General features: G+C 41.2%; 13 protein-coding genes. 6 read left to right on the forward strand and 7 right to left on the reverse strand.

Annotation, left to right across the window (positions count from 1 at the left end):
- Nucleotides 1-209: 209 nt before the first annotated feature.
- Genes LZG71_RS09130 through LZG71_RS09140 form a run of 3 tightly spaced genes read right to left on the reverse strand, consistent with a single transcriptional unit; the run spans nt 210 to nt 2,796 of the window.
- Nucleotides 210-1,358 (reverse strand): hypothetical protein, encoded by a 1,149-nt coding sequence (locus LZG71_RS09130; protein ID WP_233819273.1) that lies wholly within the window; start codon nt 1,356-1,358, stop codon nt 210-212.
- A gap of 53 nt (nt 1,359-1,411) precedes the next feature.
- Nucleotides 1,412-2,326, reverse strand: coding sequence for a DUF58 domain-containing protein (locus LZG71_RS09135; RefSeq protein ID WP_233819275.1), 915 nt, complete (start codon nt 2,324-2,326; stop codon nt 1,412-1,414).
- Nucleotides 2,327-2,346: 20 nt separating this feature from the next.
- Nucleotides 2,347-2,796, reverse strand: coding sequence for a septal ring lytic transglycosylase RlpA family protein (locus LZG71_RS09140; protein ID WP_233819277.1), 450 nt, complete (start codon nt 2,794-2,796; stop codon nt 2,347-2,349).
- 243 nt (nt 2,797-3,039) lie between these two features.
- Between LZG71_RS09140 and LZG71_RS09145 the strand changes: the two genes are divergently transcribed.
- The gene (locus LZG71_RS09145; RefSeq protein ID WP_233819279.1) at nt 3,040-3,390 is read left to right on the forward strand and encodes a DUF3276 family protein; all 351 of its coding nucleotides are present in this window, start codon (nt 3,040-3,042) and stop codon (nt 3,388-3,390) included.
- A gap of 236 nt (nt 3,391-3,626) precedes the next feature.
- Nucleotides 3,627-4,727 (forward strand): redox-regulated ATPase YchF, encoded by a 1,101-nt coding sequence (ychF, locus tag LZG71_RS09150; protein ID WP_233819281.1) that lies wholly within the window; start codon nt 3,627-3,629, stop codon nt 4,725-4,727.
- Nucleotides 4,728-5,076: 349 nt separating this feature from the next.
- On the opposite strand, the gene LZG71_RS09155 is transcribed toward ychF, so the two are convergent.
- A complete protein-coding gene (locus tag LZG71_RS09155) occupies nt 5,077-6,360 on the reverse strand; it encodes a DUF5103 domain-containing protein (protein WP_233819283.1) in 1,284 nt (427 codons plus the stop codon).
- 102 nt (nt 6,361-6,462) lie between these two features.
- On the opposite strand from LZG71_RS09155, the gene LZG71_RS09160 reads away from it, so the two are divergent.
- Nucleotides 6,463-7,044 (forward strand): Uma2 family endonuclease, encoded by a 582-nt coding sequence (locus LZG71_RS09160; RefSeq protein WP_233819285.1) that lies wholly within the window; start codon nt 6,463-6,465, stop codon nt 7,042-7,044.
- 73 nt (nt 7,045-7,117) lie between these two features.
- On the opposite strand, the gene LZG71_RS09165 is transcribed toward LZG71_RS09160, so the two are convergent.
- Entirely contained in the window at nt 7,118-9,058 is a 1,941-nt protein-coding gene (locus tag LZG71_RS09165; protein ID WP_233819287.1) for an ABC-F family ATP-binding cassette domain-containing protein, read from the reverse strand.
- A gap of 219 nt (nt 9,059-9,277) precedes the next feature.
- Between LZG71_RS09165 and LZG71_RS09170 the strand changes: the two genes are divergently transcribed.
- Genes LZG71_RS09170 through LZG71_RS09180 form a run of 3 tightly spaced genes read left to right on the forward strand, consistent with a single transcriptional unit; the run spans nt 9,278 to nt 10,513 of the window.
- Nucleotides 9,278-9,502, forward strand: a complete 225-nt coding sequence (locus LZG71_RS09170; protein WP_233819289.1) for a hypothetical protein — start codon at nt 9,278-9,280, stop codon at nt 9,500-9,502.
- 23 nt (nt 9,503-9,525) lie between these two features.
- Nucleotides 9,526-9,924, forward strand: a complete 399-nt coding sequence (locus tag LZG71_RS09175; RefSeq protein WP_233819291.1) for a type II toxin-antitoxin system VapC family toxin — start codon at nt 9,526-9,528, stop codon at nt 9,922-9,924.
- Between the two features lie 10 nt (nt 9,925-9,934).
- Complete coding sequence (locus LZG71_RS09180) at nt 9,935-10,513, forward strand: bifunctional precorrin-2 dehydrogenase/sirohydrochlorin ferrochelatase (RefSeq protein WP_233819293.1); 579 nt, start codon at nt 9,935-9,937, stop codon at nt 10,511-10,513.
- Between the two features lie 97 nt (nt 10,514-10,610).
- Here LZG71_RS09180 and LZG71_RS09185 read toward each other — a convergent pair whose 3' ends face one another.
- The gene (locus tag LZG71_RS09185) at nt 10,611-11,081 is read right to left on the reverse strand and encodes a nitrate reductase associated protein (RefSeq protein WP_233819295.1); all 471 of its coding nucleotides are present in this window, start codon (nt 11,079-11,081) and stop codon (nt 10,611-10,613) included.
- Nucleotides 11,082-11,098: 17 nt separating this feature from the next.
- On the reverse strand, nt 11,099-12,559 hold the full coding sequence (locus LZG71_RS09190; protein WP_233819297.1) for a rubredoxin: 1,461 nt from the start codon (nt 12,557-12,559) through the stop codon (nt 11,099-11,101).
- Nucleotides 12,560-12,578: the final 19 nt, after the last annotated feature.

The following is a 12,578-nucleotide window of genomic DNA, read 5'->3' on the forward strand; positions in this document are numbered from 1 at the left end:
CATTGGAGATCGGTCAGTCTAGTAAACTGTTTAATCAATGCTTTAATGTTTCGTCACTGCAAAGATGGTACGATCTCCATTCTTCGCAATTCCCAAACACCTTCTAAACAATACCATTGTTTAGCGTAAATCCTTTTGAAGGTAAGACGAAGGGAGTAAAATTTCCAATCCTTATAGGTCAAATTGCACTTAGGTAGTCAACGGTCGCATCAATATTTCTCATAAAAATTCTTAAGCTTGGTCGTTAACCGGTCATAGATCGGTTTGCTGAACTCGATAAACAACTGCTGAGGATCAGGCGGAAGTAATTCCTGGCTCTTGCACATTCTTAATTGGGCAGGAGTCAGTGCTCGCTCGTCCCCGTTAAAATGCGCCCATTCGCACATCCAGTTGTATTCCCCATTGAATTTATCTTTGTTGACAATATTCCTTGTTTTAAAATCCTTGATCTGCATATCCAGCAATCCGGCAGAATGTACAGTCTTACGGTTTGTTGTAAACTTCGCTGTTACCCGATTATAGATAGGAATTTTAGCTTTCCCAATCATTTTTTCGCCCACTTTCACACTGTCTTTGCTGGTAACAGTTTCTGTATTTTTTTCAAGTAAAGTCTGTCCCACTACAAAGTCGTCAAACTGTAATGTAATTACATGGTCTGGTTGCAAACCTGCTTGTGTAGCCTCTTCCGGATTGTAAAACCTTACGAAACGATTTAGTCTCTGATTGGTTTTTAGGAATTCATCTACTTTGTTCTGGAAGTATTCATTGCTCAGCTGATATCTTTTTGAAGTTACGAGAACCTGCTCCACCACTACTTTAAAAGAAGCAATGTGGTAGGCGTGTTTGAGCTTTTTATCCACTTCTTTAAAACCCGGAATGAGATTGTTGACTCGCTCGAAATGGTCATATGCCTTACGGGCATTTTGTCGGTCAGCTTTTGCCAACAGCTCATCTGCTTCTTCATACCTAACGTTTGCAGCATTGTTTCTGGCGCTGGTTTCCTGCGTTTCGAAGGATTTGGCATTGGTAATTTTCATGCATGTGTTGCATTTGCTCAAAACCCGGTAAAGCTGGTTCAGACTTTCATATGCTTTTAATTCATCTTCGTGCCGAAAGATATCCGATGAGGAGACTGCTCGTTCGGCCTCATCCAGATGTTGTGCGAGAGCTGCCGGATACGCCTGTTTAAGAATATCTGCTGATGATGTATGGTTTGCATTGTCCATCAGTTTCTCTGCGCTTCTTAGTACAGAGTCGTCATAGTTTCCTTTTTTAAGAGATTTTTTGGCTGAATGGCAGCCGTTTAAAAACAGGAAAGAAACTGATAAAGATATGTAGAGGAGTAAAGTTTTTTTCATGAAACGTTGGTCAAAAATGATACGAGGATCGGGAGACCAAATTTCATGAAAATTTACCTCATTTTTGAATGCTTCACCAAATAAGCCATCAACACCGGATCGAAGCCCTGCGCGATGTCGGCGTCAATAAAATCGATTTTGTACTGACCACATTTTAGCTTTAATTTTTGGTAAAAATCGCCAACAGACTTCTGGTATGATTCGCGAACCTGATCTGGTTGCACTTTCACTTTTTCGCCTGTTTCAAGGTCGATAAATTCATAAGGCCGGTTTTCGAAATCGAATGTTTCCTCCGTTTTTTTATCCGTAACGTGAAACAATAGTACCTCGTGAAGATTGTGACGCAAATGCTGCAAAGCAGAAAATATGTGTTCGGCTTCATCCGGATTGTCGAACATGTCACTGAAAATGACAACCAGCGAACGCTTATGGATTTTCTCTGCGATCTGATGTAGTACAGTCGCGACGGAAGTTTTATGTAAGGGCTTGCTGGTTTCCAGTAAATTATTCAATTCCAGCATGATCTTGTGAACATGTGATGGCGTTGATTTTACGGGAGTCTGTACTTCAATCTGATCCGAAAATGTGCACAGACTTACGGCATCTTTTTGTTTTTGAAGCAGATAAGTAATGCTGGCGGCAGCCATCACGCTGAATGTCATTTTTCCAAAGTCTGCCTGCGGATAATACATCGAAGACGAGGTATCAATCAATATATGACAGCGCAGGTTGGTTTCTTCTTCGTAACGTTTGGTATAAAGCCGGTCCGATTTGGCAAAAACTTTCCAGTCAATATAGCGGGTGGATTCACCGGTATTGTAAAGCTGATGTTCTGCAAACTCTACGGAAAAGCCGTGAAAAGGCGATTTGTGCAGTCCCGTTATAAAACCTTCTACCAGTTGCTTGGCCAGGAATTCCAGATTCCCGAATGCTCTTACTTTGGATAAATCAAGCTCGCGGGTGCTCATAACGTTATGATTGAAGCAATTTAATCTTTTTTCAGAGAGACGATCCGACCAGACTGCGGATCTATTTCTTCATTTTGGTCAAGTAATACCATTCCTTCCATTCCTACAACCCTCACCGAAACGTTGCAGACCCCCTGGCTGACAATGTTCAGTTGTTTGGCGGCTTCCTTGCTGATATCCACAAGCCTGTTTCGTGAATAAGGCCCCCGGTCGTTTACGCGAACAATTACCTTTTTATCGTTATCCAGATTCGTCACTTCCAGCATGGTATTGTGTGGGTAGGTGCGGTGAGCGGCCGATAATTCGGTGCTCTTATGTATTTCTCCAAACGAAGTTTTTTTACCGTGAAAACGAGTGGAGTAGTACGAGGCACGTCCTGTTTCCGTTTTACCTAACGACACCTGAGAAAACGCTTCTGGTTGCCAGGCAAAGGCTAAAAGGATGAGAATCAGAATCCGATTATAGGTCATATCTGAGTGTTTAGATGGAACATCAATAAGGTTTCAGCAACCTTACTTTCTATTTTTGAATCCTTAACAGGAATCGAAATAATATCACAGATTTTTCAAAAGTAACAGAATAAAAGGACAAATTCATATTTCACCGCACTAAACTGCACTGCCAGGGTTCCCGTAAACTTTGTTCAAACAGGTCCCGATTGCTAATATGTTTCGGTTTTTTTGTTCGCAGCAATAAACTTTCTATTTTAGCGTTTGAAAACCTATTTAAAACGAAAAATAGTGGAAGACAGAGAGCAAATCTACTCCAAAAGGGTCAGGGCAGGAAAACGGACTTATTTCTTTGATGTTCGCTCTACGCGATCCAACGATTACTATCTAACGATTACTGAGAGCCGTCGTCATCCTCAGGGAGATGGCTTTACGTACGAGAAACACAAAATGTTCTTGTACAAAGAAGACTTTGATAAGTTTGCAGAGGCGCTGAAAGAGGCGGTTGACCACGTAAAAACGGAGTTAATGCCAGAGGTGGACTTTTCTCAATTCGAAGCCAAAGCGGAAGAAGCTGACGTTGTGATCGGCGAGTCGGATCTTAAGTGGGAATAAAAAATTTACGTTTCCTGAAAGAAGCCTTCGGAATCTATTGCGAAGGCTTTTGGTTTTTGTACTGACTAAACAGTACTTTTGCGCCAAATTATTATTTGGCTGTCAGATGGATGGTCTTGATCGGTGTTTAGATCTAAGTGTTAGTTATATCAATTTATTGGAATTCGAATAAAGCTAATCACTCACGACTAATTGCTATCAGCTACTTATCTGCTTTTAATGTATACCTTTTATATATGAGTCTTCAATGTGGAATTGTTGGATTACCAAACGTTGGTAAGTCCACGCTCTTTAATGCTATTTCTACCGGCAAGGCCGAAGCAGCCAATTATCCTTTTTGTACCATAGAACCCAACGTAGGTGTTGTAACCGTTCCTGATGAACGTATCGACATCCTGATCGGGCTTGTTAATCCGCAAAAGACAATTCCTACCATTATGGAATTTGTTGATATTGCCGGTTTGGTTAAAGGAGCAAGCCAGGGAGCTGGTTTGGGTAATAAATTTTTAGCAAATATTCGTGAAGTGGATGCCATCGTTCACGTTGTACGTTGTTTTCAGGATGAGAACGTAGTACACGTAGAAGGTCGTGTGGATCCTGTATTTGATAAAGAAATTATCGACATCGAACTTCAGTTGAAAGATCTGGAATCGATTGAGAAGAAAATGCAGAAGTCGGAAAAAGGAGCCAGAGCCGGCGATGCAAAGGCAAAGGTGGAATTGGAATGGCTGAAAAAATACAAAGAAACGCTGGAAGCTGGTAAAAATGCCAGGAGCCTGGAAATTGATCCTGAAACGAGAGAAGCAGTAATTGGTGATCTTCAATTGCTAACAGTGAAGCCAGTGCTTTATGTAGCCAATGTGGATGAAAACTCGATGCTTACGGGTAACGAATATTCTGAAAAACTGCGTGAAGCAGTGAAACATGAAGGTGCGGAGGTTATTGTGCTTTGTGCAGCGATTGAATCTCAAATCTCGGAAATAGAAGATCCGGAAGAGCATGAAATGTTCCTTGGAGAATATGGCTTGAAAGAATCTGGTTTGAGTAAATTGATTAAAGCGTCTTACTCACTTTTGAACCTGATTACCTATTTCACAGCTGGGGTGAAAGAAGTAAGAGCATGGACGATCGTGAGAGGCTGGAAAGCGCCGCAGGCAGCTGGTGTGATTCACAGTGATTTTGAAAAAGGATTTATCCGCGCTGAGGTGATTAAAGTAGCGGATTACGAAAAATATAAAACCGAAGCAGCCGTGAAAGAAGTTGGTAAAATGGCTGTGGAAGGAAAAGAATACGTAGTGCAGGATGGTGACATTATGCACTTTAGGTTTAATGTGTAGTTTTTTTAGAACTACTTTTCTAAAAATCCCTCGATGCAGATTTATGCTTCGAGGGATTTTTTACTGTTAAAGCGTAATAAATAGTAAGAGATAATATTAGACAAAAGGCACCAATTGGTACAAAACCAATTATGTAAGTCATACATCCGGTTATCGGAGTTGTTTTCAGTTCAAGTATTATGAAAATTAAAGTATTTATAATTCCAAGAATGATCAGTAATGGATAGCCCCAGTACTTACGATTTTTGCTAGAATCTTTGAAGCAATATGCTGTGAAATAGGTCAGGGCTATATGAGATAAAACTTGCAGTATAATCATCTTGTCATCCGTTAAGTACCAGGTGATTTTCTACCTCCTCCGATTCCACTCCACAGTCTTGTACCCAATCAAAAGATCAGATCTCCCTGCTTGCGGGCGGTAGTAAACCAGAATGTCGTAGTCATTTTCAGTAGCCACGTAATTCCCTTCAATGACGGATTCGTCTGGTTTCGCATTTGGACCCGTGATGGCGCTGTAATCATAATTAATAACACCCTGTTTCAGGAATATTTCAGCTTCATAAGCATTCAGATCGGGGTTGAAGGTCATCTTATTGCGTTCGTTTAATTGCCAGAGGTTGAATGCGCCATTCACATAAAAGGTTGCGTCGGGATCTTCGGCAATTCGAAGCGTGAAAATGACGGGAGTATAATCTGCTTCAACGCTTCCTCTGCCAGATTCTCTTTGATCAACAATGTATTGGCCATTGAGGTCATCCATTTGTAGATAGGAATTATCGGAACGGGGTTTGTCGGGGAAAAGAATCAGCTTGGTGAATTCATCCGAACGTTCCAATTCCTGAATGCCGAAACCTCTGGCCGATAATGTACGGCTATCAAAATAACGAAATTCGTTTCCACCCGGGAAGGTGTTTTCAAGGTCAAAAAAGGTGTATTCCAACAGATGGTCGAAGGGTCTGACGTTCGTTGGTTTAAAACCGGTACGAATCTGATCCCAGCGAAAGTTTTTTCTGATCACAACTTTCAAGTCAGTTTGGGGTGCGTTGAGCGGATAACCCTTGTAATCAATTTTGAAATCAATCTGCTGGTCTGAAAACTGCTGACTGATGCCCTGCGAAAAGCGAGCCTCCGCACTGATTCCAATACGAGGTTCGTAGATCATAAACCGTCTTGACAAAACAGGTTTTCTATCTGTATCAGAATAAACAACCAATACATAATTGCCGGATAATTTCAGTTTTGGAACCTCAAACCGGTAATGGAAATAGGGGACTTTGGTGCTAAACGACTGTTCGTTATTATTGATTGGATATTCGTTGTATTCGTATGTATATTCAATGTCGTTCAGGTTGGACTTTGTCCAGTCGGCGTTACAATGGATTATTTTTGCGCGATAGCCTGCAAAAGATGCAGCCAGATCATCGAATTCAAGTACAAGCGGATAACTCGTCTGCATCGGCAACACGGGCGGGCTTACCAATCTTCTGGGGTTTTCCGGATCGTCAATTCCGGGATAAAGCAGCACTGTGGCGATTTTGGGATTGTATATATAGTCTTCCAGGCGGACATTCTGCGTTTGAGAATGAGCAGTAAAAAAATGAAGACTTAGTAAAACGAAAAGAGTCAGGCGCATAAAAAGGTTTTAGAAAATAACGTTAACTTGTTAAGTATTCGTGTAAAAAACGAATTAATGCCTTTTTTGCAGAAATAACTATTTTTGTTTTAAAACATTGAGATGATGACAGCGCAGCCACAAAAAATATACTCCGAAGAGGAATACCTCGAAATGGAAAGAGAAGCCGATTATAAAAGCGAGTATTATCAGGGGGAGATATTTGCGATGGCCGGTGCCGGATTCAATCACAATAGGATTACGGAGAATCTGTCTGTTGAGGTGGGAACGTTCTTGAAGGGGAAATCATGTAGAGGCTATTCTAGTGATTTGCGCATTCATATACCTGCAAACGGTCTTTTCACTTATCCTGATTTTTTAATCATCTGTGGAAAGAACGAGTTTCTGAACGATAAAAAGGACACAGTTTTAAACCCTACTGTAATACTTGAAGTGCTTTCTTCAAGTACTGCCAGATATGATAAAGGTGAAAAATTTCATTTTTACAGAAGTATTCCTTCACTAAAAGAATATGCGATTGTTGATTCCCTTTCTATCGGAGCTGAGGTTTGGAGGAAAAATGAGGAAGGAGTCTGGTTTTTGGCTTCCGTGGCCTATGATATTGGTGGTTCCATAGAAATTGGTTCTGTTGGACTCGAATTAACACTTGCAGACATTTACTCTGGTACAGAAGATTTGGTTTAATTGGCATCAACTTTGTTAATATAAAAAACGGATGCCCTAGAGCTTCCGTTTTTTGTATATGTTTCAACTAAAGTTATCCTGCAAGTTCCTCAATCTCCATCATTGCGGTTTCCCAATTGTCATTTGCTTTGTCCAATTTTTGCTTAATGTCAGCGTAGGTCCGGTTCAAATCTGCCAATGCTTTGGCATCGTCATAAATCGCCGGTTCTGCTAATTTAGTTTCTGTGACAGCTTTTTTAGCCTCCAGTAAATTTATAGCCTCTTCCAGCTCTTCAACCTGCTTTTTAGCCTTCTTTAGCTTCTGAGCATCTTCGTTTGAAGTCGGTTTCTTTGCTGTACTTTTAGCAGCTGGTTGAGGGCTTGTTTTTTGTGGAGGTGCGCTGCTGACAACCGCTTTGTCACTTACAGCGGACTGTAAACCACGTTCTTCAACCCATACTTCATATTCTTGGTACGTTCCAGGATATTCCTTAATCTGATGATCTTCGATGTACCAGATTTTATTTGCTATGTTTTCTACAAAATACCTGTCGTGAGAAACAACAATGTAACTTCCTTCATACTGCTGCAAAGCCTGAATCAGGATATTAACCGATTGCATGTCCAAGTGGTTGGTAGGCTCATCGAGAAGCAGGAAGTTGGCTTGCGAAAGCAATACCTTGGCAAGTGCAACCCGTGATTTTTCTCCTCCCGAAAGGACTTTGATCTTTTTGAAAACGTCGTCCCCTGTAAATAGGAAGCAACCCAAGACCGTTCTTAATTCTGTTTCAGTTTTGTTTGGATTCGCATATTTAAGTTCTTCAATCAGGTTGTGATTGATATTTAGCGATTCCAACTGGTGCTGCGCATAGAAAGTGAACATCACATTGTGTCCCAACCTGCGTTTACCTTCAATTGGCTCATCACCTGAAACTACGCGCAATACGGTTGATTTTCCTCGTCCGTTGGCCCCGATCAATGCGATTTTATCGCCGCGTTCCATGCTGATGTTCGTCGCATCCAAAATCACCTTTTCGCCATACGCTTTGGATGCATCTTCCAATTGGAATACATGGCGGCCAGGCTGTGTGGTAAACTGGAAACGGAAGTGAACTTTGGCATTTTCGTCCACAACAGCATCCACAACATCCATTCTATCAAGCGCTTTTACACGGCTTTGTACCTGTTTGGATTTGGTTGCTTTAGCCTTAAAACGCTCAATAAATTTTTCTGTTTGTCGGATTTTGGCTTGCTGGTTCTCGTAAGCTCCACGCTGAATTTCGTTACGCTCGTCTTTTTCTTCCAGATAGAAAGAATAGTTTCCAGAGTAGTAATTCAATTTGCCTCCTGAAACCTCAACGGTTGTGTCAATGGTATTATCCAAAAACTGCCTGTCGTGACTTACTACGATCACCGCACCTTCGTAACTCTGAACATATTTTTCAACCCACTGAATAGACGGTAAGTCCAAGTGGTTGGTAGGTTCATCGAGCATCAGTAACGATGGTTTTTGCAAAAGCAATTTGGCCAGCATTACACGCATACGCCATCCCCCGGAAAATAATCTCAAAGGTCTTTGAAGATCACCGGTCACAAATCCAAGGCCTTCCAAAATGGCCTCCGCTTTTGATTGTACAGAATATCCGTCCAAAGCTTCGAACTCGTCCTGAACTCTTGCAAGTTTGTCAATAAGTTCATCTTTATAGTTATGCTCCATTTCGTGCAGGATCTTGTCGATCTGTACCTGTAACTGGTTTTGCCGCTCGAAAGCCTGCATTGCCACAGAAAGAATGGACTCATCACTTTGGTAGGAAAGTAAATCCTGATTCAAAAATCCAATAGTGCAATCCCCGGATTTTGATATATGGCCACCATCTGGCTGGAACTCACCGTTGATCATCCTGAGCAGGGTAGACTTCCCGGTTCCGTTCAGCCCGATAAGGCCGATCTTTTGTTTTGGCTTAATATGGAGCGACGCGCTATCGTATAAAGCACGGTCGCCAAGAAAATAACTGAGGTTCGTAATCGCGATCATGCCGCAAAGGTACGGGGAAAGATGGAGATAGTGAAAAGGTAATTGTTGGAATAGTTATAAAATCAAACACTTAGCCGGAAATGCAACATTATTCTTGTAAATTTGGTAATGCGATGAACTTCAAAATAAAGTCAGTTAAAGGCTCAGCTTGTCGCAACGAATTTGAATTAATGGTTTTTCTTTTGGGTTTATCCCTTAGGCTATTAAACGATACAGGATATGTACACGGCAGTTAAAGGAACATTTGAGAATGGACAGGTTACTTTGGAAGAACCCGCTCCAACACTGGAAAAGACCAAAGTTGTGGTGATGTTTTTGCCAGATAGCGAGGTTGATAAGTCAGACCGAAAGCCGGGTGTTAGAATAGGCAGCCTTGCCAACAAGGGATATGGTATTCCGGATGACTTTAATGAGCCATTGGACGATCTTAAAGACTATATGTAAGTTTTAAAGCAATTAGAAATTTTATGAAGTATTTAGTTGATACGCAAATTTTGATTTGGGCCATTACCGATCCTAAAAAATTAGCTGAGAATACTTTATCCATACTACGGAATAACAGAATACTGGTTCCTCAAATTTCATTGTTCGAAATTTCTATTAAACAAAAGATTAATAAGCTGCCTGAGCTCAATATCCCGATCAATGATCTTATTGAAAGAATGAGGGCTGATAATTTTGAGATTCTGCCTCTTAGTAATGACCATATCACCAAATACGGTGAAGTGCCCATGTTTCCCGATCACAGAGATCCTTTTGATCGGCTAATAATAGCTACTGCTCTTCACGAGAATATTACACTCATTTCTGCTGACGAAAAATTCAGGTCTTATAAAGAAATTATTAACCTTATTGAAAATAATTAACTACTCAAATTTGAACAATCTATTCCCCATATTCCTGAAACTCGAAAACCTCCATACGCTTATCGTTGGCGGAGGCTATGTTGGTTTAGAGAAAATTACCGCTGTTTTGAATAACTCTCCCGAAGCAAAAGTAACCTTGGTTGCTCCTGAAATCGGAACAGAGATCAGGGAAATGGCTCAGGCAAATCCCAGAATTAACCTTATTACAAGAAAATTTGAAGATGCCGATCTTACAGAAAAGGATCTGGTGATTGTTGCTACTAATGATAAGGAAGAAAATAGGAGAATTAAAGAGCTGGCTGCAACGAGGCATTTACTTTGTAACGTGGCCGATACGCCTGCTTTGTGTGATTTTTACCTCTCTTCTGTGGTACAAAAAGGAAATTTGAAAGTGGCAATTTCTACAAACGGAATGTCGCCAACCATGGCAAAACGGCTGAAAGAAGTTTTAAACGAAGCTCTGCCCGAAAATCTGGAAACCGCAATGGAACAGCTCAAGGCGGTGCGAGATATGCTAAAAGGAGATTTTGCTTACAAGGTGGATGAGTTGAACAGGATTACGTCGGTGTTGGTTGATAAAAAAAGCTGAACCGCAATGGACGCAAAGTTCACGCAATGGACGAAAATTACTTAATAATTCTTGCGCTCATTGCGAAAACCATAGCGCCTATTGCGGTCAAATAACCTTAAACCACCCCAAATTCCCTCAAAGCCACCGGGAAATTGCGCCCCTCATGTCCGGATCTGCTCAATTTTACCAATGCAAATCGTTGTAATGTATCCAGATTAATCCAGTTTCGGATGCTGATTTTCGGGCATTTCCATTCTTCTCCTTTCAAAATCACCTCCTCAGGAACCTCAAATATATTGTTCCAGGAATCATTCACCTGCCCAAGAATGCTGGCTTCGTGTCCGGTATAGGTGTAAACGAGGCTTTGTACAAAACTTCTGTAATTCTCAATTTCCGTAGCAGTGTAGCACCGCATACAAGCCAGCATTTCTTTGTGTTTTACATTGAATTTGGCCCATTCAGGTAGTTTAAGTTTAATTCCACAAGTATCCAGCTTGTACCTGACAATCATTGGAACGCACCGCAGGCTATCTACAAAATCACTCTCAAATTCGAAAAAACGGGTATTGACAGATAATGTTCTCATAAAATTTGGGCTCTATTTTAAAACACAATTTCTTCCATGGTTGTAATTTCTATCATGTCGTTCTTGGCGGTTCCGCAGGTGGCACAGCAATAATCGGCAGGTAAATCTTCGAATGAAGTTCCAGCCTTAATATCCTGCATCAGGTCACCATAGTTTTCGTCGTAAACAGTGAGGCAATCGGGGCACTGGTGAATAACCGGAGTGGACGAAATAGGCTTTGGTTCTTCTATTTCTGTCCCTGAATCTGCCGAACTTGCGACGGTGCGGCGATTATTAAATTTCCTGCACAAACGCTCAACCTGTCCGGCCAAATGAATTTTGAACAATCCTTTTTCGAACAAAATGTGCTTGCGGCTGTTCGGGTTGAAGTTTTCGGTGTAATACAAGTCGTACACACTGAATAGTGCCAATTGTCCGATGCTCAATAACGGACGACGACGAATCAAAATGGAGCCGAATACTTCTGATTTCGGTCTGGTTTGAATACCAAAGCAAAGTCCGAATGTCCGGGTGTCATTTTTCTCAATATATCTTACCAGTTCTTTTTTTAGAGCCGTTCCTTCTTCGGTCTGGTCTTCTGTTTGCCATGCAAGCTCATTCGCAGCATGACGAACATTAATGTTGTGCTTACCTAAAATATTACTCCATTCACTTCGGAATTGATCTTCAATTCCTTTGATAATGAGTGACTTCCAAGGTGTAAGGCAAATTTCTCCAATTCTGCTTTTCAGGCAAAGTGCGCATAGATCCAGTAAAAATTCAATAGAAAACTGCTCATCACGGCGGTAGAGACCCAGCCACGTTCTGGATTCGTATCGGTTAAATCCTTCGTAATAAGGTAGTGAAAATGAAGGCAATTCAAGTTCTTCTGTTGCGGGTTCGGATATGTAGGTGATGTTGCTTGTAACGGCTTCGTAAAGTGATTCTTCATCGTGGTCATCACCCGACAACATGCAGGCTTCCATTGCCTTCGCTACTCTTCCAATCTCATTGGTATAGATCAGATCTTTCCATTTAAAAACAGAATTTCCTTGTTTTGGACGAATGTATAAATACCAAAAATGAGGGTCTTTTGAAGAAACAAAATTGAGATTCCCTGTAAAAAATGGCGTGAAACTTTGATTGGAATCGGAAATATTGATTTTGAGTAATGGCTTAAAATCGAAGCTGTCCAATACAGTGTGATACTCATTTGCGCCCAGCCATTGTCCCGTACGAAACACTTCTTCGCCGCAATAAGAGCTGATGATATTTGGAAATTTTTCTGTGTTAACCTCATAACTTACATCAAGGTTTTTCAGATCTTTTTCCAAAGAACGCATCACTTCATAATGTGCCGTGAAAAGCAACTGTTGCCTCGATCCCAGCCTCACGTCCCGTATCTGCGCTTTCCAGGCTACTGATAAGATATCTTTCAGCAGTCCGGGAGAGGCGATTCCGCCGGCTAGATTTACTTTTATGTTATAGTAGTCGCGCATGGTTTCTTTTCATTAAACG

The organism is Dyadobacter sp. CY312, assembly GCF_021390535.1.
Classification (GTDB): domain Bacteria; phylum Bacteroidota; class Bacteroidia; order Cytophagales; family Spirosomataceae; genus Dyadobacter.

Excerpts from the sequence above, each read along its gene's own strand:
- LZG71_RS09135 (WP_233819275.1), bottom strand. The coding sequence starts at position 2,326 with ATGAGCACCCGCGAGCTTGATTTATCCAAAGTAAGAGCATTCGGGAAT.
- ychF (WP_233819281.1), top strand. The coding sequence starts at position 3,627 with ATGAGTCTTCAATGTGGAATTGTTGGATTACCAAACGTTGGTAAGTCC.
- LZG71_RS09165 (WP_233819287.1), bottom strand. The coding sequence starts at position 9,058 with ATGATCGCGATTACGAACCTCAGTTATTTTCTTGGCGACCGTGCTTTA.
- LZG71_RS09190 (WP_233819297.1), bottom strand. The coding sequence starts at position 12,559 with ATGCGCGACTACTATAACATAAAAGTAAATCTAGCCGGCGGAATCGCC.
- LZG71_RS09170 (WP_233819289.1), top strand. The coding sequence starts at position 9,278 with ATGTACACGGCAGTTAAAGGAACATTTGAGAATGGACAGGTTACTTTG.
- LZG71_RS09185 (WP_233819295.1), bottom strand. The coding sequence starts at position 11,081 with ATGAGAACATTATCTGTCAATACCCGTTTTTTCGAATTTGAGAGTGAT.
- LZG71_RS09175 (WP_233819291.1), top strand. The coding sequence starts at position 9,526 with ATGAAGTATTTAGTTGATACGCAAATTTTGATTTGGGCCATTACCGAT.
- LZG71_RS09130 (WP_233819273.1), bottom strand. The coding sequence starts at position 1,358 with ATGAAAAAAACTTTACTCCTCTACATATCTTTATCAGTTTCTTTCCTG.
- LZG71_RS09155 (WP_233819283.1), bottom strand. The coding sequence starts at position 6,360 with ATGCGCCTGACTCTTTTCGTTTTACTAAGTCTTCATTTTTTTACTGCT.
- LZG71_RS09160 (WP_233819285.1), top strand. The coding sequence starts at position 6,463 with ATGATGACAGCGCAGCCACAAAAAATATACTCCGAAGAGGAATACCTC.
- LZG71_RS09140 (WP_233819277.1), bottom strand. The coding sequence starts at position 2,796 with ATGACCTATAATCGGATTCTGATTCTCATCCTTTTAGCCTTTGCCTGG.